Source organism: Microbacterium sp. Mcb102 (assembly GCF_024519805.1).
Lineage (GTDB): Bacteria > Actinomycetota > Actinomycetes > Actinomycetales > Microbacteriaceae > Microbacterium.
This window is the reverse complement of record NZ_JALJRG010000001.1, coordinates 871,328-887,508: the sequence shown is the minus strand read 5'-3', so window position 1 is coordinate 887,508 and position 16,181 is coordinate 871,328. Positions and strand designations below refer to the sequence as shown.

At 67.8% G+C, this 16,181-nt stretch carries 16 protein-coding genes; 11 read left to right on the top strand and 5 right to left on the bottom strand.

Going from position 1 to position 16,181, the window contains the following annotated elements; all coding sequences use genetic code 11:
- Nucleotides 1-59 precede the first annotated feature (59 nt).
- The 3 genes from OC372_RS04290 to OC372_RS04280 all read left to right on the top strand — a co-directional run bounded on the left by OC372_RS04290 (nucleotide 60) and on the right by OC372_RS04280 (nucleotide 3,100).
- Nucleotides 60-1,001: a proteasome assembly chaperone family protein gene (locus OC372_RS04290; protein ID WP_262001011.1), complete on the top strand. Its 942-nt coding sequence runs from the start codon at nucleotides 60-62 to the stop codon at nucleotides 999-1,001.
- A gap of 168 nt (nucleotides 1,002-1,169) precedes the next feature.
- Nucleotides 1,170-2,408 (top strand): RNA polymerase sigma factor, encoded by a 1,239-nt coding sequence (locus OC372_RS04285; protein WP_029263253.1) that lies wholly within the window; start codon nucleotides 1,170-1,172, stop codon nucleotides 2,406-2,408.
- Nucleotides 2,405-3,100 (top strand): coenzyme F420-0:L-glutamate ligase, encoded by a 696-nt coding sequence (locus tag OC372_RS04280; protein ID WP_029263254.1) that lies wholly within the window; start codon nucleotides 2,405-2,407, stop codon nucleotides 3,098-3,100. Before OC372_RS04285 ends, OC372_RS04280 begins: the two co-directional genes overlap by 4 nt.
- A gap of 63 nt (nucleotides 3,101-3,163) precedes the next feature.
- On the opposite strand, the gene OC372_RS04275 is transcribed toward OC372_RS04280, so the two are convergent.
- On the bottom strand, nucleotides 3,164-4,180 hold the full coding sequence (locus OC372_RS04275; protein ID WP_029263255.1) for a sugar-transfer associated ATP-grasp domain-containing protein: 1,017 nt from the start codon (nucleotides 4,178-4,180) through the stop codon (nucleotides 3,164-3,166).
- Between the two features lie 80 nt (nucleotides 4,181-4,260).
- On the opposite strand from OC372_RS04275, the gene OC372_RS04270 reads away from it, so the two are divergent.
- Nucleotides 4,261-4,965, top strand: coding sequence for an alanine racemase (locus tag OC372_RS04270; RefSeq protein ID WP_262001010.1), 705 nt, complete (start codon nucleotides 4,261-4,263; stop codon nucleotides 4,963-4,965).
- Nucleotides 4,962-6,002 (top strand): alanine racemase, encoded by a 1,041-nt coding sequence (locus tag OC372_RS04265; protein ID WP_105710034.1) that lies wholly within the window; start codon nucleotides 4,962-4,964, stop codon nucleotides 6,000-6,002. Before OC372_RS04270 ends, OC372_RS04265 begins: the two co-directional genes overlap by 4 nt.
- 6 nt (nucleotides 6,003-6,008) lie before the next feature.
- On the opposite strand, the gene OC372_RS04260 is transcribed toward OC372_RS04265, so the two are convergent.
- The gene (locus OC372_RS04260; RefSeq protein ID WP_029263258.1) at nucleotides 6,009-6,227 is read right to left on the bottom strand and encodes a hypothetical protein; all 219 of its coding nucleotides are present in this window, start codon (nucleotides 6,225-6,227) and stop codon (nucleotides 6,009-6,011) included.
- A gap of 181 nt (nucleotides 6,228-6,408) precedes the next feature.
- On the opposite strand from OC372_RS04260, the gene OC372_RS04255 reads away from it, so the two are divergent.
- A complete protein-coding gene (locus OC372_RS04255) occupies nucleotides 6,409-8,535 on the top strand; it encodes a type IIA DNA topoisomerase subunit B (protein ID WP_374956807.1) in 2,127 nt (708 codons plus the stop codon).
- 59 nt (nucleotides 8,536-8,594) lie between these two features.
- On the opposite strand, the gene OC372_RS04250 is transcribed toward OC372_RS04255, so the two are convergent.
- Nucleotides 8,595-11,036, bottom strand: coding sequence for a DNA topoisomerase (ATP-hydrolyzing) subunit A (locus OC372_RS04250; RefSeq protein WP_262001009.1), 2,442 nt, complete (start codon nucleotides 11,034-11,036; stop codon nucleotides 8,595-8,597).
- A 44-nt stretch (nucleotides 11,037-11,080) separates the two neighbouring features.
- Here OC372_RS04250 and OC372_RS04245 point away from each other — a divergent pair, with 44 nt between their 5' ends.
- A complete protein-coding gene (locus tag OC372_RS04245; protein ID WP_262001008.1) occupies nucleotides 11,081-12,202 on the top strand; it encodes an alkaline phosphatase family protein in 1,122 nt (373 codons plus the stop codon).
- A gap of 47 nt (nucleotides 12,203-12,249) precedes the next feature.
- Here OC372_RS04245 and sepH read toward each other — a convergent pair whose 3' ends face one another.
- Nucleotides 12,250-13,293 carry a septation protein SepH gene (gene sepH / locus OC372_RS04240; protein WP_262001007.1) on the bottom strand — a complete coding sequence of 348 codons (1,044 nt, stop codon included), beginning with the start codon at nucleotides 13,291-13,293 and terminating at the stop codon, nucleotides 12,250-12,252.
- Between the two features lie 196 nt (nucleotides 13,294-13,489).
- On the opposite strand from sepH, the gene OC372_RS04235 reads away from it, so the two are divergent.
- On the top strand, nucleotides 13,490-13,783 hold the full coding sequence (locus OC372_RS04235) for a DUF4193 domain-containing protein (protein WP_029263263.1): 294 nt from the start codon (nucleotides 13,490-13,492) through the stop codon (nucleotides 13,781-13,783).
- Nucleotides 13,784-13,858: 75 nt separating this feature from the next.
- On the opposite strand, the gene OC372_RS04230 is transcribed toward OC372_RS04235, so the two are convergent.
- Complete coding sequence (locus OC372_RS04230) at nucleotides 13,859-14,323, bottom strand: DUF3093 domain-containing protein (RefSeq protein WP_029263264.1); 465 nt, start codon at nucleotides 14,321-14,323, stop codon at nucleotides 13,859-13,861.
- 12 nt (nucleotides 14,324-14,335) lie between these two features.
- Between OC372_RS04230 and dut the strand changes: the two genes are divergently transcribed.
- Genes dut through OC372_RS04215 form a run of 3 tightly spaced genes read left to right on the top strand, consistent with a single transcriptional unit; the run spans nucleotide 14,336 to nucleotide 16,121 of the window.
- Entirely contained in the window at nucleotides 14,336-14,806 is a 471-nt protein-coding gene (gene dut / locus OC372_RS04225; protein ID WP_029263265.1) for a dUTP diphosphatase, read from the top strand.
- Nucleotides 14,803-15,390: a DUF3710 domain-containing protein gene (locus OC372_RS04220; RefSeq protein ID WP_029263266.1), complete on the top strand. Its 588-nt coding sequence runs from the start codon at nucleotides 14,803-14,805 to the stop codon at nucleotides 15,388-15,390. Before dut ends, OC372_RS04220 begins: the two co-directional genes overlap by 4 nt.
- Complete coding sequence (locus tag OC372_RS04215) at nucleotides 15,387-16,121, top strand: DUF3159 domain-containing protein (RefSeq protein ID WP_029263267.1); 735 nt, start codon at nucleotides 15,387-15,389, stop codon at nucleotides 16,119-16,121. Before OC372_RS04220 ends, OC372_RS04215 begins: the two co-directional genes overlap by 4 nt.
- Nucleotides 16,122-16,181 lie beyond the last annotated feature (60 nt).

The following is a 16,181-nucleotide window of genomic DNA, read 5'->3' as shown; positions in this document are numbered from 1 at the left end:
TTCGCTCTCAGCATGATGCGTCGCGCCCCGGTATCCGGACCTGCTCGTAGCATGGAGGCATGCCCTTCTCCGGTGAGATCCACGAACGTGTCGCGAATGCGCCGACAGTGCCGCACGGCCTGCCCCTGGTGGTTCTCCTCACCGGTTTCACCGATGCGGGCAGCGCTGTCTCCGGGCTCATCGACCACCTGCGTGAGACCGCGTCGCCCGAGCCGGTCGTCGTCTTCGACAACGACGCTCTGCTGGACTATCGCGCACGCCGTCCGGTGATCTCCTTCGATCAGGACCACCTCACCGAGTTCCGTCCGCCCCGGCTCGAGCTCTCCCTCGCGACGGATGCCCTGGATCGGCCTTTCCTGCTCCTCGCCGGCTATGAGCCGGACTTCGCCTGGAACGCGTTCGCGAGCACGGTGCTGGATCTGGCCGCGGAGTTCGAGGTTTCCGGGCTCCACTGGGTCCACTCGATCGCCATGCCGGTGCCGCACACGCGTCCGATCGGCACGACGGTGAGTGGCAACCGACGCGACCTCACGGTTGCGCATTCGGTGTGGAGGCCGCGCACACAGGTGCCGGCCACCGCGGGACACCTGCTCGAGTACCGCTTCATCGAACGCGGCGAGCGTGCCGTCGGATTCGTGCTCCTGGTGCCGCACTATCTCGCGGAGACGGAGAACCCCGATGCCGTGATCGCCGCCGCCGAGAAGCTCATGGCCTCGACGGGCCTGGTGCTCATGCTCGACGCGGTGCAGGAGCGGCGCGAGGATTACCTGACCCGAGTGGGGGAGCAGGTCGCCGGGAACGACGAGCTGCAGCAGATGTTGCACAACCTCGAGCGCCGATACGACGCCTATATGGCGGGGCGTAACCCCGACGACGACTCCTACGACGAGGGCGGATTCAGCGAGCGCGACCTGCCCAGCGCCGATGAACTGGCGGCTGAGCTGGAGCGCTATCTCGCCTCTCGTCCCTCCGGCGACGAGGACAAGCCCGGTCGCGGGTGAGATCGATACGGCAGAACTTCGTCGGAATGCGTCCGCATCGCCACACGTGTGCGATACTAGGACTCTGACCCGTTGTCAATCAGTGTTTTCGAACGCTGGACTTGACAAGGGTCTTACTAGTGTCCGAAATGTCCCGGGGCTACACAGCAGCTCCGTGAAAGGCGAAACGTGACTCCTGCCACGACGAAGAACACCCGGACGAAGAAGGCTGCCGAAGAGACGACCGCCGACGCTCCGGTCGAGGCCGATGCGCCCGAGAAGCCCGCGCCGTTGAGCGCGGCGAAGCGTGCTGCCGCAAAGCGCGCCCCCGTCAAGAAGAAGAAGGCCGAGGACGTCGTCGAAGAAGACGAGGCTCCTGCCGTGGCCGCTGTCGACGACGACGAGGACGAAGACGCCAAGCCGAAGTTCACCGAGCCGCTGCCGACCGGCGCGATCGTCATCTCGTCGAACGACGATGAAGACGTCCCGGTCTACTCGACGCAGATCACCGGTGCGACGGCTGACCCCGTCAAGGACTACCTGAAGCAGATCGGAAAGGTCGCGCTACTGAACGCGGCCGAAGAGGTCGAGCTCGCCATGCGCATCGAGGCGGGTCTGTTCGCCGAAGAGAAGCTGTCGGCGATGACGGCGGCCGAGAAGACGAGCCAGCTCGGACTCGACCTGCAGTGGGTAGCCCGCGACGGCCAGCGCGCGAAGAGCCACCTGCTCGGTGCCAACCTCCGTCTCGTCGTCTCCCTCGCGAAGCGCTACACGGGCCGCGGCATGCAGTTCCTGGATCTGATCCAGGAGGGCAACCTCGGGCTGATCCGCGCTGTGGAGAAGTTCGACTACACCAAGGGCTTCAAGTTCTCGACCTACGCCACCTGGTGGATCCGCCAGGCGATCACCCGTGCCATGGCCGACCAGGCCCGCACGATCCGCATCCCGGTGCACATGGTCGAGGTCATCAACAAGCTCGCCCGCGTGCAGCGTCAGATGCTGCAGGACCTCGGTCGCGAACCCACTCCGGAAGAGCTCAGCCGCGAGCTGGACATGACGCCGGAGAAGGTCGTGGAGGTGCAGAAGTACGGCCGCGAGCCCATCTCGCTGCACACTCCGCTCGGTGAGGACGGCGACAGCGAGTTCGGCGACCTGATCGAGGACACCGAGGCCGTGGTCCCCGCAGACGCCGTGGGATTCACCATGCTGCAGCGTCAGCTGGAACAGCTGCTCGACTCGCTCTCCGAGCGCGAAGCAGGCGTGATCCGCATGCGCTTCGGCCTGGGCGACGGTCAGCCGAAGACCCTCGACCAGATCGGTGACACGTTCGGCGTGACGCGCGAGCGCATCCGCCAGATCGAGTCGAAGACGATGGCGAAGCTGCGTCACCCGAGCCGTTCGCAGTCCCTGCGGGACTACCTCGAATGAGCCAGGCGAACGACGGCAAGGCTCTCGAGGCGAGCGTCGACGGCAAGAACTATGCGCGCATCCCGCTGCGCACTCGCGTGGTCATGCCCGAGGACGACCTCGATGCGATCATCACCGAGTACGCCAAGGACGCGGTGCAGCCGGGCGACCTGCTGTTCGTGACCGAGAAGATCGTGGCGATCACGCAGGGGCGGTCGTACCGTCTCGATGAGATCAAGCCGCGCAAGCTCGCGTTGTTCCTGTCGAAGTACGTCACACGCACGCCGTACGGCATCGGGCTCGGCATGCCGGAGACGATGGAGATGGCGCTGCGGGAGTGCGGTACGCCGCGGATCCTCTTCGCTTCGGCCGTGGCGGCGGTCACCAAGGCGTTCGGTCGCCGGGGAGACTTCTATCGCATCGCGGGCGATAAGGCACGCGCGATCGACGGACCGACCAAGCACACGATCCCGCCGTACAACGAGGCGGTCGTGCTCGGGCCGAAGGATCCCGACGGTGTCGCGGCCCGCCTCAAGAAGCTCGTCGGCGGTCACGCGGAGGTCGCCGTGGTCGACATCAACGATCTCGGTGGCAACATCCTCGGTTCGACGCTCGACAAAGACGGTGAGCGCCGCCTGGTGAAGATCCTCGGCGACAACCCGCTCGGCCAGGGCCTCGAGTCCACGCCGCTCGGTATCGTCCGCGCGATCTGATCTCTCGGAACTCACGAAGAAGGCCCCGGATGCTCGAGCATCCGGGGCCTTTCTCTTCATGGTTCAGAAGCCGATGACCTCACGATAGCGGGGCTTGTGACCGGTGCGGATGCCGGTGACGCTGGGCTTGTTCTCATAGACGCCGGCGCCCCAGTTGCCCTCGACGAGCACGGGGCCGTCGGGGGACACGACGATGTCCCAGCCGACGTACTGCACCTGCGGCACGACACGGGCGACCTCATCGATGAATGCCCGCACCTCGTCCATGTACGGCAACTGGAAGTCGGCGATGCGGAAACCCGAGTCGGGGTGCGTCTCGTGCACGTGCCCGTGCGAGTCGTACCCGGCTCCCACGGCGTGGCCGTTCTCATCGAGCATCGTGTAGAAGCCGCCGAAGGTCATCTGATCGCTGACCTCGCCGCGGCCGAACTTCTGCGCCATCGCGAGGATGTGCGCCTTCTCGCCGTCGAAGAACGCGGTGATACGGGTGGTGTTCACGGTGCCGGGGCACACGGCCGCCAGGGCGTCGTGCTGACGGATGACCTCTTCGATGAGCAGTTCGCCGCGCTCCAGCAGTCCGCGGTGGAACTCGTTCCAGTCCTCGATGTCGGCAGCGTGGTAGCGGTGCACTCCGGTGCCGGCCTGCCCCACCGGCTCCTTCGTCACGATCGTGCCGAGGCGCTGGGTGAGCTCACGCACGGCGTCGGCGTTGCCTTCTTCGACGACCATCCACTCGCGCTTCAGGAACGCGGAGAACTGCTTGTCGAACTCGACCTTGTCCTGGAAGATCCAGCGGTAGTCCGGGTGGTCGTACCGCTGCGAGAGCTGGTTCGACACCGGATGCGTCATGTAGGTCTCGCGCTCGGCCTTGGTGAGCATGGCGAAGTCGTAGTCGATGTAGTCCTGGAAGCCGACGTTGTGACGGGCGGCGGACCACAGCATGTCGACGATGATGCCGGGTACGGCCTTGTGGTGCTGCTCCGAAGCCTCTTTCGCTCGTTCCACCACCGATCCGACATCGATGCGGCGGGCACGTCCCAGCAGGTAGCGGATGCGGGGCGTGAGGGAAAGACGAGACATATGGCTCCAGGGTCGGGGTCTCCACCAGTCTACGGGGGCCGCGCAGGTCCACCTGGGAGTCGGAAGCTAGGGTGGAGGACGTGTGTGAGACGACTTCCAGCGCCCTGCCGCGAGCGATCATCTCCCGGTCTGCCCTGGCTGCAGGGGCGTCAGCGGCGGTGATCGCCGGCGGGCGCGTCGCCGATCTGCGTCGCGATGCCTGGGGGCACGGCGTGCTCGCTGTCGCTCAGGCGGTGACCGCCGCCGGCGCGGAGCAGGTGCTGGTCGACGCCGACGGAGAGGTCGAGGCGCTGCGTCTGGAGGGGATCGTCGGGGTGACCTCCGGCGACGCCGATATCGATCCGACTCTGTTGTACGGACTTCCTGATGAGTCAGGCGTCCTCGTGACGGAGCCCGTGATGCGCCTCACCGGCCGCGTGCTGTCCACCAAGCGCCTTCGTGCCGGCGACGCAGTCTCGTACGGCTACACCTACCGCGCGTCCGCAGACACGACGGTGGCGCTCGTGACGGGCGGTTACGCACAGGGCATCGTGCGAGCGCTCGGGAACCAGGGGCTCGTCGACATCGACGGTGTCGCGCGACCCATCATCGGGCGCGTCGCCATGGATGTCTGCGTCGTCGACCTCGCCGGCTCCGAAGTCGAAGCCGGCGCGGAGGTCACCTACTTCGGTGGACACGGCACCGCTGCGGACGGACTCGCCCGATGGAGCGCGGTCACCCGGATGGCGGCGGCGGAGCTCGTCACGGTGGCCGGTGCACACGCGGTTCGGGGGTGGGAGGCATGAGCCGCCCGGAGCTGCGCGTCAGCAGCAGCGTCTTCCGCACGAACATCGAGGCCGTGCGCACGCGGATCGCGCCGTCGGCCCTCATGCTCGTGCTCAAGGACGACGCATACGGACACGGACTCGCGTGGGCCGTCGAGACGGCGGTCCAGGCAGGCGTCGAGCGGTTCGGCAGCTACGACATCGCCGGTGGGCTGAGCGTTCGACGCATCGCCGGCGGGGATGCGCGGATCTTCGCATGGGCGACATCGACGGATGCTGAGGTCGACGACGCCCTCCTGCAGCAGATCGATCTCGGAGTGGGAACGACCGCCTACCTGCGGCGGATCATCACCCGCGCCGAAGCCCTCGGCGTGTGTGCGCGCGTGCACCTGAAGATCGACACGGGGCTGCACCGCAACGGGATCCTGCCGGAGGACTGGGCCGCGACGGTGGCGGAGGCCCGGGCGGCGGAGCGCGCAGGACTCCTCGAGCTCGATGGCGTGTGGAGTCACATCGCCGAGGCGAGCGACGAGGAGGACGACGATGCGCAAGAGGTGTTCCTGGACGCGGTGCGCGTCGTGGGGGAGTCGGGGCCGGTCCCCGCTTCGCTGCACCTGACGGCCTCAGCGGCATCCTGGTGGCGTCCCGAGATGCGCGGCACGGTGTCGCGAATCGGAGCGTTCTGCTACGGCATCCGTTCCGCCGACGGCCCTGAGCTGCCGGGCGTCCGTCCGGTGGCGAGTCTGGTGGCGACCGTGGTCGATGTCGACGCAGGCGACGCCGTGATCTCGATCGGCAGTTTCGACGGTTTCCCCTCGACCCTCAGGGGTGTCGACGTGGGGACGCCGGACGGTGCCCGGAATCTGATGGCCGTCGATCAGACGACGTCGGTCGTCGCCGGGTGGCCGGGCCTCAGGGTGGGGGACGAGGTCACCCTGTTCGGCGCGGGTGAGCGCGGAGAATCGTCGGCAACCACTCTCGCTGAGCGTATCGACACGGTGGGCGAGGAGATCCTCACCCGGCTGACCGCTCGGGTCCGCCGGGTCGTACAGGACTGACGGGCGTCAGACGGCCTGGATCAGGCGTGCTGTCTCGTCGTGCCAGCTGGTCGCGATGCTGCGGAGCTTCTCTTCGTACTTGCGGCCGTGGTGGGCGCAGAACAGGAGCTCGGAGCCGTTCACCTCGGCGGCGATGTACGCCTGAGCGCCGCAGGAATCGCAACGATCCATGGCCGTCAGACGGAACTCGATGGTGGAGGTGTCACGTTCGGTCGTTGCATTCATCTCGGTGCCTCCTCGGGTGTCGGCTTCGCTTGCTGATTTGGTCAATACAACCACGCTGCACCTGTGTGCATGCCCGGTTTGCGGCGTGTTTCGCTCAGCGCGTACGGGACGGGAACGGACTGGACGCGCGCGGGGAGTGTCTGCGGCTGGAGCGCAGGTCGCGAGAATAGACTCAGAGATTGTGAATGCCGAGTATTCTGCCCACCATCTCCAGGTGCTTGAAGGGCTCGAAGCTGTCCGCAAGCGCCCGGGCATGTACATCGGGTCGAACGGTTCGCCGGGCCTCATGCACTGCCTCTGGGAGATCATCGACAACTCCGTCGACGAGGCGGTGGCAGGCAACGGCACGAAGATCGACATCATCCTGCACGCCGACGGCAGCGTCGAGGTCCATGATCGCGGCCGCGGCATCCCCGTCGACGTCGAGCCGCGTACCGGCCTCACCGGCGTCGAGGTCGTCTACACCAAGCTGCACGCGGGCGGGAAGTTCGGCGGTGGCTCCTACGCCGCATCGGGTGGTCTGCACGGCGTCGGCGCATCGGTCGTGAACGCGCTCTCGGAGCGCCTCGACGTCGAGGTGGATCGCGGCGGGAAGACCTATGCGATGTCGTTCCATCGCGGCGAGCCCGGCATCTTCAAGGATTCGGGAGAGAAGCGCCCCGACGCCCCGTTCACACCGTTCCAGGAGAACAGCGAGCTCCGCGTCATCGGCAAGGCGCCTCGCGGCGTCACCGGGACCCGCGTGCGCTACTGGGCCGACCGTCAGATCTTCACGAAGGATGCGGCCTTCCAACTCGCGGAGCTCGAGACGCGGGCGCGCCAGACGGCCTTCCTCGTTCCGGGGCTCGAGATCGTCGTCAAGGACGAGCGCGCTGCCGGTCAGGTCGTCCCGATCCCTGATTCCGACGGTGAGACCACCACGCTCGGCCCCGTCGAGACCTCCTACCTGTACGAAGGCGGCATCTCGGAGTTCGTCGAGTACCTGGCGACCGATCCTCCTGTCACGGACACCTGGCGCATCCAGGGGGAGGGAACGTTCAAGGAGACCGTTCCCGTGCTGCAGGCCGACGGGCACATGGTCTCCACCGAGGTGGAGCGAACGTGCGCCGTCGACATCGCGCTGCGCTGGGGCACCGGCTACGACACCCGCGTCCGTTCGTTCGTCAACATCATCTCCACGCCCAAGGGCGGAACCCACCAGCAGGGTTTCGAGCAGGAGCTCCTGAAGGTGCTGCGAGCCCAGGTCGAGCAGAATGCGCGCCGCCTCAAGGTCGGTAACGACAAGCTCGAGAAGGACGACGTCCTGGCCGGTCTCACGGCGGTCCTGACGGTCAACGTCCCGGAGCCGCAGTTCGAGGGCCAGACCAAGGAGATCCTGGGCACGCCGGCGGTGCGCGCGATCGTCGCCCAGGTGATCCGCAAGGACCTGGGGGAGCGCTTCAGTTCGACCAAGCGCGACGACAAGAACCAGGCGGCGCAGCTGCTCGACAAGATCGTCTCCGAGATGAAGGCGCGCGTATCGGCGCGAGCTCACAAGGAGACGCAGCGCCGCAAGAACGCCCTCGAGTCGTCGACTCTTCCCACGAAGCTCGTCGACTGCCGAACGAACGAGGTGGACCGCAGCGAGCTCTTCATCGTCGAGGGCGACTCGGCCCTCGGTACCGCGAAGAACGCGCGCAACAGTGAGTTCCAGGCGCTGCTGCCCATCCGAGGAAAGATCCTCAACGTGCAGAAGGCCTCCGTCGGCGACATGCTGTCGAACGCCGAGTGCGCCTCGATCATCCAGGTGATCGGTGCCGGTTCCGGGCGGACGTTCGACCTCAGCGCCGCTCGCTACGGGAAGATCATCCTGATGAGCGACGCCGACGTCGACGGCGCGCACATCCGCACGCTGCTGCTGACGCTGTTCTTCCGCTACATGCGACCGCTGATCGAGGATGGTCGCGTGTTCGCCGCCGTACCGCCGTTGCACCGGGTCATCGTGATGAACCCGGGGTCGAAGCCGAACGAGACGATCTACACGTACAGCGAGCAGGAGATGCACGCGCTCCTGACGAAGCTCCGCAAGGCCGGCAAACGCTGGCACGAGCCGATCCAGCGCTACAAGGGTCTCGGTGAGATGGACGCCGAACAGCTGGCGAACACGACGATGGACCGCTCCGGCCGTCTGCTGCGTCGGGTGCGCATGGAGGATGCCGAGGCCGCGGGCCGTGTCTTCGAGCTCCTGATGGGCAACGAGGTGGCCCCGCGCCGCGAGTTCATCATCGACTCGTCCGACCGGCTGTCGCGCGAATCGATCGACGCCTGACCCCGATCGGGTGAAGAAACGGGAGAGGGGCCGCGGACATCCGCGGCCCCCTCCCGTTCTCAGACGAGCGTGCGGCCGATGCTGCCGATCACGCCGTCGATGGGCTGACCAGAGCCGTCACGTCGTGCTCCGGACTCGGGGAGCTTGCGCACGGCACCGGTCGGGTCGACAGCCAGCGGGGGGTTCGGTCCCACCCAGGCGACGGTGAGCCGATCTTCGCCCTTCAGGAACGAGTGCGCGCGCACGCCGCCCGTCGCGCGGCCCTTCGCCGGGTATTCCGTGAAGGCCGAGACCTTCGCACGTCCCGGGTCCGTGCCGGGCAGGATGCTCTCGCCACCGGAGACCGTCGCCACGACGGCCTCCGCCGTGGGGTCGACGACGCCGAAGAACAGCACGGTCGCACCGGAGCCGAGCTTGACCCCGGCCATGCCGCCCGCAGGTGCTCCCTGAGGGCGCACGTTCGCGGCGGGGAAGTGGAGCAGCTGGGCATCGCTCGTGACGAACACGAGATCGGAGTCGTCGCGGGCCTCCGCTGCTCCCACGACCGTGTCGCCGGGCTTCATGCCGATGACTTCGAGGTCGGGGCGCACCGGCAGCGACGACGGGACGATGCGCTTCACCGTTCCCTGCGCCGTCCCGAGGGCGATCGGCGTCTCGCTGTCGAAACGCACGAACCCGAGGATCCGCTCGTTCCTGGTCGTGATCCCGAGGTAGTCACGCAGCGGTGTCCCCGCAGCGAGCTGGACGGAGGTCGCGGGGACGGAGGGCAGGTCGACGGGGGAGAAGCGCACGACACGGCCGAGGCTGGTGAGAGCCCCGATCTCCGCGCGGACCGTCGTCTCGACCGTCGTCAGGATCGCGTCGTGCTTGCTGCGGCGTGCCGGAATCGTGAGCTCCTGCCCCTCACCGAGGTCGACCCGCACGGCGCGGCCCGTGGTGGAGAGGACAAGGACCGTGGGGGCGTCGGCGATCTGCAGATCGACCGCTCCCTTGGTCGCTCGTGGCTTCGGCGGAGCGGCGTTCATCAGAAGCGTACGGCGCGGTGTGCCGTAGGCATCGGCCGCAGCATCGAGCTCCTTGGCGACCACGCCGCGCAGGAGCACCGGGCTGCCGAGCAGCTCACGGAGCGAGGCGATCTCCGCCAGCAGCGCATCGCGCTCGGTCTCGAGCTCGATGCGTGAGAACTTGGTCAGGCGACGCAGTCGAAGCTCGAGGATGTACTCGGCCTGCAGCTCGCTCAGATCGAACACCGAGCGCAGACGTGTGCGCGCCTGCTCCGAGTCGTCGGAGGAGCGGATGACCTGGATGACCTCGTCGATGTCGAGGATCGCGATGAGCAAGCCCTCGACGAGGTGAAGACGTTCCTCGCGGCGCGCGAGGCGGTAGCGACTCCGCCGCGTGATCACTTCGAGGCGATGGCCCACGTAGACGCTCAGCATCTCCTTCAGGCCGAGGGTGCGCGGCTGGCCGTCGACGAGTGCGACGTTGTTGATGCTGAACGAGTCCTCGAGCGGGGTCAGGCGGTACAGCTGCTCGAGGACCGCGTTCGGGTCGAACCCGGTCTTGACGCCGATCGCGACGCGAAGCCCGTGGTTGCGGTCGGTCAGATCGGTGACGTCGCTGATCCCCTGCAGCTTCTTCGCCTGCACGGCGTCGCGGATCTTCTCGATCAGGCGTTCCGGGCCCACCATGTAGGGCAGCTCGGAGACGATGATCCCGGTGCGCCGCGGACCCAGGGGCTCGATCGACGTCTTACCGCGGACCTTGAGCGCTCCGCGTCCGTTCGCGTACGCGTCCTTGACGCCGTCGAGACCCATCAGGATGCCGCCCGAGGGGAAATCGGGACCGGGGACGAACTCCATCAGCTCCTCGGTGGTGGCATCCGGGTTCTCGAGCAGGTGGGTCGCGGCCGCCACGACCTCGATGAGGTTGTGCGGCGCCATGTTCGTAGCCATGCCCACGGCGATACCGCTGGCGCCGTTGACGAGGAGGTTCGGGAACGCGGCCGGCAGCACAGCCGGCTGCTGGAACTGACCGTCGTAGTTCGGGATGAAGTCGACGACATCTTCGTCGAGGTTCTCGGTGAGGGCGAGCGCCGCCGCGGCAAGCCTGGCCTCGGTGTACCGCGCAGCCGCCGGACCGTCGTCGAGGGATCCGAAGTTGCCGTGGCCGTCGATCAGGGGCACACGCAGCGCCCACTCCTGCGCGAGACGAACCAGCGCGTCGTAGATCGCGGAGTCGCCGTGAGGGTGGAGCTTTCCCATCACCTCGCCCACGACACGGGCGCTCTTGACGTGGCCGCGGTCGGGGCGCAGCCCCATCTCGGCCATCTGGTACAGGATGCGGCGTTGCACCGGCTTCAGACCGTCACGGGCATCGGGCAGAGCGCGTGAGTAGATCACCGAGTACGCGTACTCGAGGAACGAACCCTGCATCTCGGCGGAGAGATCGATGTCCTGGATGCGCTCCTCGACGGGCTCGGGCGGCGGGGTTTTCGGCATGGACTTCCTGAGGGCGTACGGGAGCCTGTGTCAGACTGGCTCGGATGTCCCTCATGCTACCGTCCGCGTCGCCCAGCGCCCGGAGCGTCGTCGGGGTGGCGGACGACCTGTTCGCGGCGCTCCGAGGCGGATCCGAGGTGCTTCCGCGTGCGGGCTCCGTCGTCCTCGTCGTCGTCGACGGTCTCGGGGCGATCAGCCTCCGCGCACATGCTGGTCACGCCCGCACGCTGACGGCCGGCATGGCGAAGAAGGATGTCGCGCAGTCGGTGTTCCCCTCGACCACGGCCGCCGCACTCACCAGCATCGTCACGGGAGTGTGGCCGGGGGAGCACGGCCTCGTCGGCTACCGGGTGCTCGATGTGAGCCGCGACGTGCTCGTCAATCAGCTCAGCGGCTGGGAGACCGACGGGATCGACCCACTCACCTGGCAGCCGGTGCCGACCATCTTCGAACGGGCAGGTCGCGACGGACACGAGAGCTTCGCGGTCGGATTCGCCGGATACGCGCACAGTGGATTCACGAAAGCCACGCTCCGAGGCGCGGAGTTCGTCGCCGCGACCACGGCGGCAGCGCGCATCGAAGCCGCGTACACGCTCGCCCAGACCCACCCGGGATCCCTCGTCTATTGCTATCTGCCCGAGGTGGACAAGGCCGGCCACAAGCACGGGATCGCGTCTCGCGAGTGGGTCGCGGCGCTCGAGGACATCGATGCCGCTCTGGCCACGCGGGTGCCACCGGCCGTCGGGGTGCTCGTCACGTCGGACCACGGGATGGTCGACGTCGGAGCGGATCGCCAGGTCGTGTTGGAAGAGTCGCATCTGCGGGGCGTGCATCACGTCGGTGGCGAGCCGCGGATGCTGCACGTCTACCTCGACCCCGATGCCGACGCCGCGGCGGTCTCTGCTCGGTGGCGGGCGGATCTGGAGGGGGTCGCCGACGTCGTCACCCGCGAGGAAGCCACCCGCGGCGGACTGTTCGGCGCGACTGTCACCGCAGCAGCGTCGGCACGGATCGGCGACCTGCTCGCCATCGCCCGCGGCACCTGGGCCCTCTACGACGGCACTGCGGCCGACCAGCGCGGGCGCGGCATGATCGGGCAGCACGGAGCGCTCACGCCCGAGGAGCGGCAGGTGCCCCTGATCAGGCTCGGCGCGTTCGCGCGCTGACGCTGCCAGCGCGAACCGGCAGAGGAGCCGTCACTCCTCGGCGCCGCTCACTCGTCGGTGCGAGCTCCGAAGACGATCTCGTCCCACGAAGGCATGGCATTGCGGCGGCGGCGGCGACCGCCGGAGTCGCCGGCGTCGGAAGGGGCGGCCTGGGCCGAAGGCTGCGCCGGCTCGGGCTCGTCATCGGGCTGCTCGAGGGCGTCGAACAGCGAGATCGGGTCGGAGTGCTCGTCATCGTCGGGCTCGTCGAGTAGCGGAGCGGTCTCGCGCTGACCGCGACGGCGACGGAGCGCCTCCAGCAGGTCTGCGGTCTCGGGGCTCGTGTTCTGCGCGGAAGGCGCGCGCTTGATGGCGGCATCCTGCGCGGCGATGTCGGAGCGCTCCGGGAGCGAGGGGTCTTCGAACTCCGCTTCCGGCGCCGGAAGCAGACGCGGACCGAAGGCGCCGGAGTCGAACCGGCTCTCGTCCTTGTAGGGGGAGTTGGTGCGTTCCGCATCCACGGCACGAAGGCGCGGGATGAGCCCTTCGGGCAATGATCCCTGGCGCGAGAGCTGGGTGGCGTCGGCATTCAGCGGCGAGAGAGCGCTGCGGCGAGGGTCGAAGCTCCAGCGGGCATCGTGGTCGACGTCGTTCGCCGTGAATTCGAGCTTGATCGTCCAGCTGGAATCCTCTTTCCAACTCGCCCACCGCTCCGCCGTCGCTGCGACCTCGGCGAGCTTCGCGCGGACCGCGACGCCGAAGGTCGGCTGGGCGTCTGGTTCGACCTCGCTGCCGATCAGCACGGGAACCGCGAGTGCCTGGCCGATGATGTGCTCGCGCTCGGCGAGGACCGGACCTTCGAAGCGGGCGACGTCGTCGACGCTGATTCCCAGCAGTTCGGCGACCTCGGGAGCCGTGAGTCCGGCGCGGATCTGCGCCTGGATCTCGCGCGGGCTCGCGGCGAGCTTCTGCGCGGTGGGCTCTGCCTGGCGGGTGGCGCGACGGATCTCACGCTGCAGCACGTCGTCGATGGGCAGCGAGAACCGCTCGCCCGACTCGGTCGCGAGTACGAGGACTCCTGCTTCTGTGCCGACGATGGTGACGTTTTCCATGCGAATGCCCCTCTGATGGGTGTCCGTTCATGGTGTCACGCATGCGGCGTCTGGGCCGGGAATACCCTGGGCGTGCCGTGAGTTTGCTCTGTCGCACGGACCGCATTTGCGTTATGTCTCCGGGTCGTGCAAACTATGGCCGCCGATACCCGACGGCGCACCACCCACTCGCACCATGAAAGTGGAGATCTACCGCATGGCAACCGATTACGACGCCCCCCGAAAGAGCGAAGACGACTCCGAGTCGATCGAAGCCCTCAAGGAGCGTGTGCCGGACAAATCTTCCGGCTCAAGCGGGGACGAAGACTCCGACAACCCGTCGAACTTCGACCTTCCGGGTGCCGACCTCTCCGACCTCGAGCTCGACGTCGTCGTGCTGCCCGCGCAGCAGGACGAGTTCACGTGCATGAGCTGCTTCCTCGTGAAGCACCAGTCACAGCTCGACCACGAGGGCGCATCCGGGCCCATCTGCAAGGAGTGCGCTGCGTAAGCAGTCCTCCGAGCGACGTCTCACGCGCCCCCGACCGTTCGGTCAGGGGCGCGCTGTCGTATGCGGGCGGGCCCGTCAGGAACGGGCAGCGCGGATGGCCGCCGCGAGTCGGTCCGGCGTTCGGGTCGAGATGCTCCACGTGTCGACCGGGTCGTCCGCGTCGAGATTCGGAACGACGACGATTCCGTCGATCCCGCCGCGGATCAGGTGCCAGCCGCGTGCGGGGAGACCGGGACCGCGTGCCTGTCGGGCTTCTTCGCCGACGAGCGCCAGCGGTTCGCCGAGGTGCTCGACATCGATGTGTGCGCGACCGGCGCGCAGGATGCGGCCCTCCACCGACACGACCGGCGTCGCCGCGATGAAGCCGAGCACCAGGAGCGCGGAGACGGCGGCGCCGACGATGAGCGCGACGGTCGACCCGATGGGCACGAAGACGAGAGACACCATCGGTCCTGCGACCGCGACGGTGACCAGCAGCCAGAGGCTGGGAGAGAGTCGTTCGCGATAGCGGACACGTGCGTCTGTGGCGGGGTTCTGCATTAGCCTCATGGGGTGACCGATTCCGTTGATGTCCCCATTATCGCTGCAGTGGTGCCCGGATACGCGCATCCGGGCGACGCCGGCGCCGATCTGGTCGCGGCGGAGGCCGTGCATCTGGAACCGGGCGAGCGCGCTCTCGTGGCCACCGGAGTCAGGATCGCGCTTCCCGACGGCTATGCGGCTTTCGTGGTTCCGCGCAGCGGGCTGGCCGCCAAGCACGGGATCTCGATCGTGAACTCGCCGGGGACGGTCGACGCCGGATACCGGGGCGAGATCAAGGTGAGCCTGATCAACACCGATAACAGGAGCGCGTACGATGTGGCCGTCGGCGATCGCATCGCGCAGCTGATCATCATGCCGGTGACACGCGCCACGTTCATCTCGGTGGACGAGCTGCCGGACAGCGTCCGCGGCGCCGGCGGTTTCGGCTCCACCGGGTACCAGGCGGGGCTCACGCAGAACGAAGCGGGACAGAACAGATGACTGACAACAACGCGACCCCCTCCAAGTCGGCACCCGCGAACCGCGGCACCGACGGACCTTTCGACGACTCCGAGGCGAACCCGGTTCGCCCGTACATCGACCTGGGCGGGATCAAGATCCTTCCACGCGAGGGGCTGAACCTCCGGCTCGAGGTGGAAGAGCAGACCAAGCGCATCGTCGCCGTCGGCCTCGACTATGCGGAATCCTCGCTGCAGGTGCAGCCGTTCGCGGCGCCGCGCTCCGGCGGACTGTGGGATGAGACGCGCGTGCAGCTACGCGACCAGGTCAAGGCGCAGGGCGGCCGCGTCGAAGAACGCGACGGCCCGTTGGGCAAAGAGCTCCTCGCCGAGGTCCCGGCGACCGCGAGCGAAGGTTCCGGACTGCGCCTCGCCCGATTCATCGGCATCGACGGTCCCCGCTGGTTCCTTCGCGGCGTGATCGGCGGAGCGGGTGCGTCGGATCCCGAGGCCGGCGCCAAGGTCGAGGATCTGTTCCGCTCGATCGTCGTCGTCCGCGGTGGCTCTCCGATGCCCCCGCGTGATCTGATCCCACTCAAGATGCCGGCGACCCCGGGCTCCGCGTGAGCGTCCCAGAACCCGACCCGGAACGCGAGAAGAGCACCTCCGAGATCCTCGGGGCGGCTCTCGGCAGCGCCGCCCGCCGTGCCGGGCTCGACCCGGCGGAGACCGCCAGCACGCACAAGGTCGTCTGGTCGGCGATCGGCGGGGTCCGCGGCATCCTCGAATCGGTGCTGCCGAGCCTGGCCTTCGTGATCATCTTCACGATCCGCCCCGAGCCGCTGATCCTGTCGCTCGGTATCTCGGTCGGCCTCGCTGCGGTCTTCACGATCGTCCGCCTCGTGCAGAAGTCGCCGCCCTCCGCGGCGATCGGCGGACTCGTCGCCGCGGCCGCCGCGGCTGCGCTCGCGCTGTGGACCGGTCGCGGAGCAGACAACTTCGTCCCGGGTCTCATCACCAACGCGGTCTACGGTTCGGTCATCCTCGTGTCGGCCCTGATCGGGTGGTCGTTGATCGGCCTCGCGGTCGGTTTCCTGATGGGGGAGGGCACCACCTGGCGGAACGATCGGCGCAAGCGCCGCGCCTACTTCTGGCTCGGGATCGCGTGGGCTGCGCTGTTCTTCGCCAGACTCGCCGTGCAGCTCCCGCTGTACCTCGCAGGCGATGTGACCGCACTCGGCACGCTCAAGCTCATCATGGGCCTCCCGCTCTTCGCGCCGTTGATCGCGGTCACCTGGCTCGTCGTACGCGCTCTCCATCCGCGTGGTCCGTCGCGCGAAGACGCCGCCGAGGCATGATAGATTTATCTTGACATCAAGATAAATCGCAGGCTTTCGCCGGTGAGCTGCGCGGAGCAG

Excerpts from the sequence above, each read along its gene's own strand:
- OC372_RS04290 (WP_262001011.1), top strand. The coding sequence starts at position 60 with ATGCCCTTCTCCGGTGAGATCCACGAACGTGTCGCGAATGCGCCGACA.
- OC372_RS04280 (WP_029263254.1), top strand. The coding sequence starts at position 2,405 with ATGAGCCAGGCGAACGACGGCAAGGCTCTCGAGGCGAGCGTCGACGGC.
- OC372_RS04275 (WP_029263255.1), bottom strand. The coding sequence starts at position 4,180 with ATGTCTCGTCTTTCCCTCACGCCCCGCATCCGCTACCTGCTGGGACGT.
- OC372_RS04265 (WP_105710034.1), top strand. The coding sequence starts at position 4,962 with ATGAGCCGCCCGGAGCTGCGCGTCAGCAGCAGCGTCTTCCGCACGAAC.
- OC372_RS04260 (WP_029263258.1), bottom strand. The coding sequence starts at position 6,227 with ATGAATGCAACGACCGAACGTGACACCTCCACCATCGAGTTCCGTCTG.
- OC372_RS04250 (WP_262001009.1), bottom strand. The coding sequence starts at position 11,036 with ATGCCGAAAACCCCGCCGCCCGAGCCCGTCGAGGAGCGCATCCAGGAC.
- OC372_RS04245 (WP_262001008.1), top strand. The coding sequence starts at position 11,081 with ATGTCCCTCATGCTACCGTCCGCGTCGCCCAGCGCCCGGAGCGTCGTC.
- sepH (WP_262001007.1), bottom strand. The coding sequence starts at position 13,293 with ATGGAAAACGTCACCATCGTCGGCACAGAAGCAGGAGTCCTCGTACTC.
- OC372_RS04235 (WP_029263263.1), top strand. The coding sequence starts at position 13,490 with ATGGCAACCGATTACGACGCCCCCCGAAAGAGCGAAGACGACTCCGAG.
- OC372_RS04230 (WP_029263264.1), bottom strand. The coding sequence starts at position 14,323 with ATGCAGAACCCCGCCACAGACGCACGTGTCCGCTATCGCGAACGACTC.
- OC372_RS04220 (WP_029263266.1), top strand. The coding sequence starts at position 14,803 with ATGACTGACAACAACGCGACCCCCTCCAAGTCGGCACCCGCGAACCGC.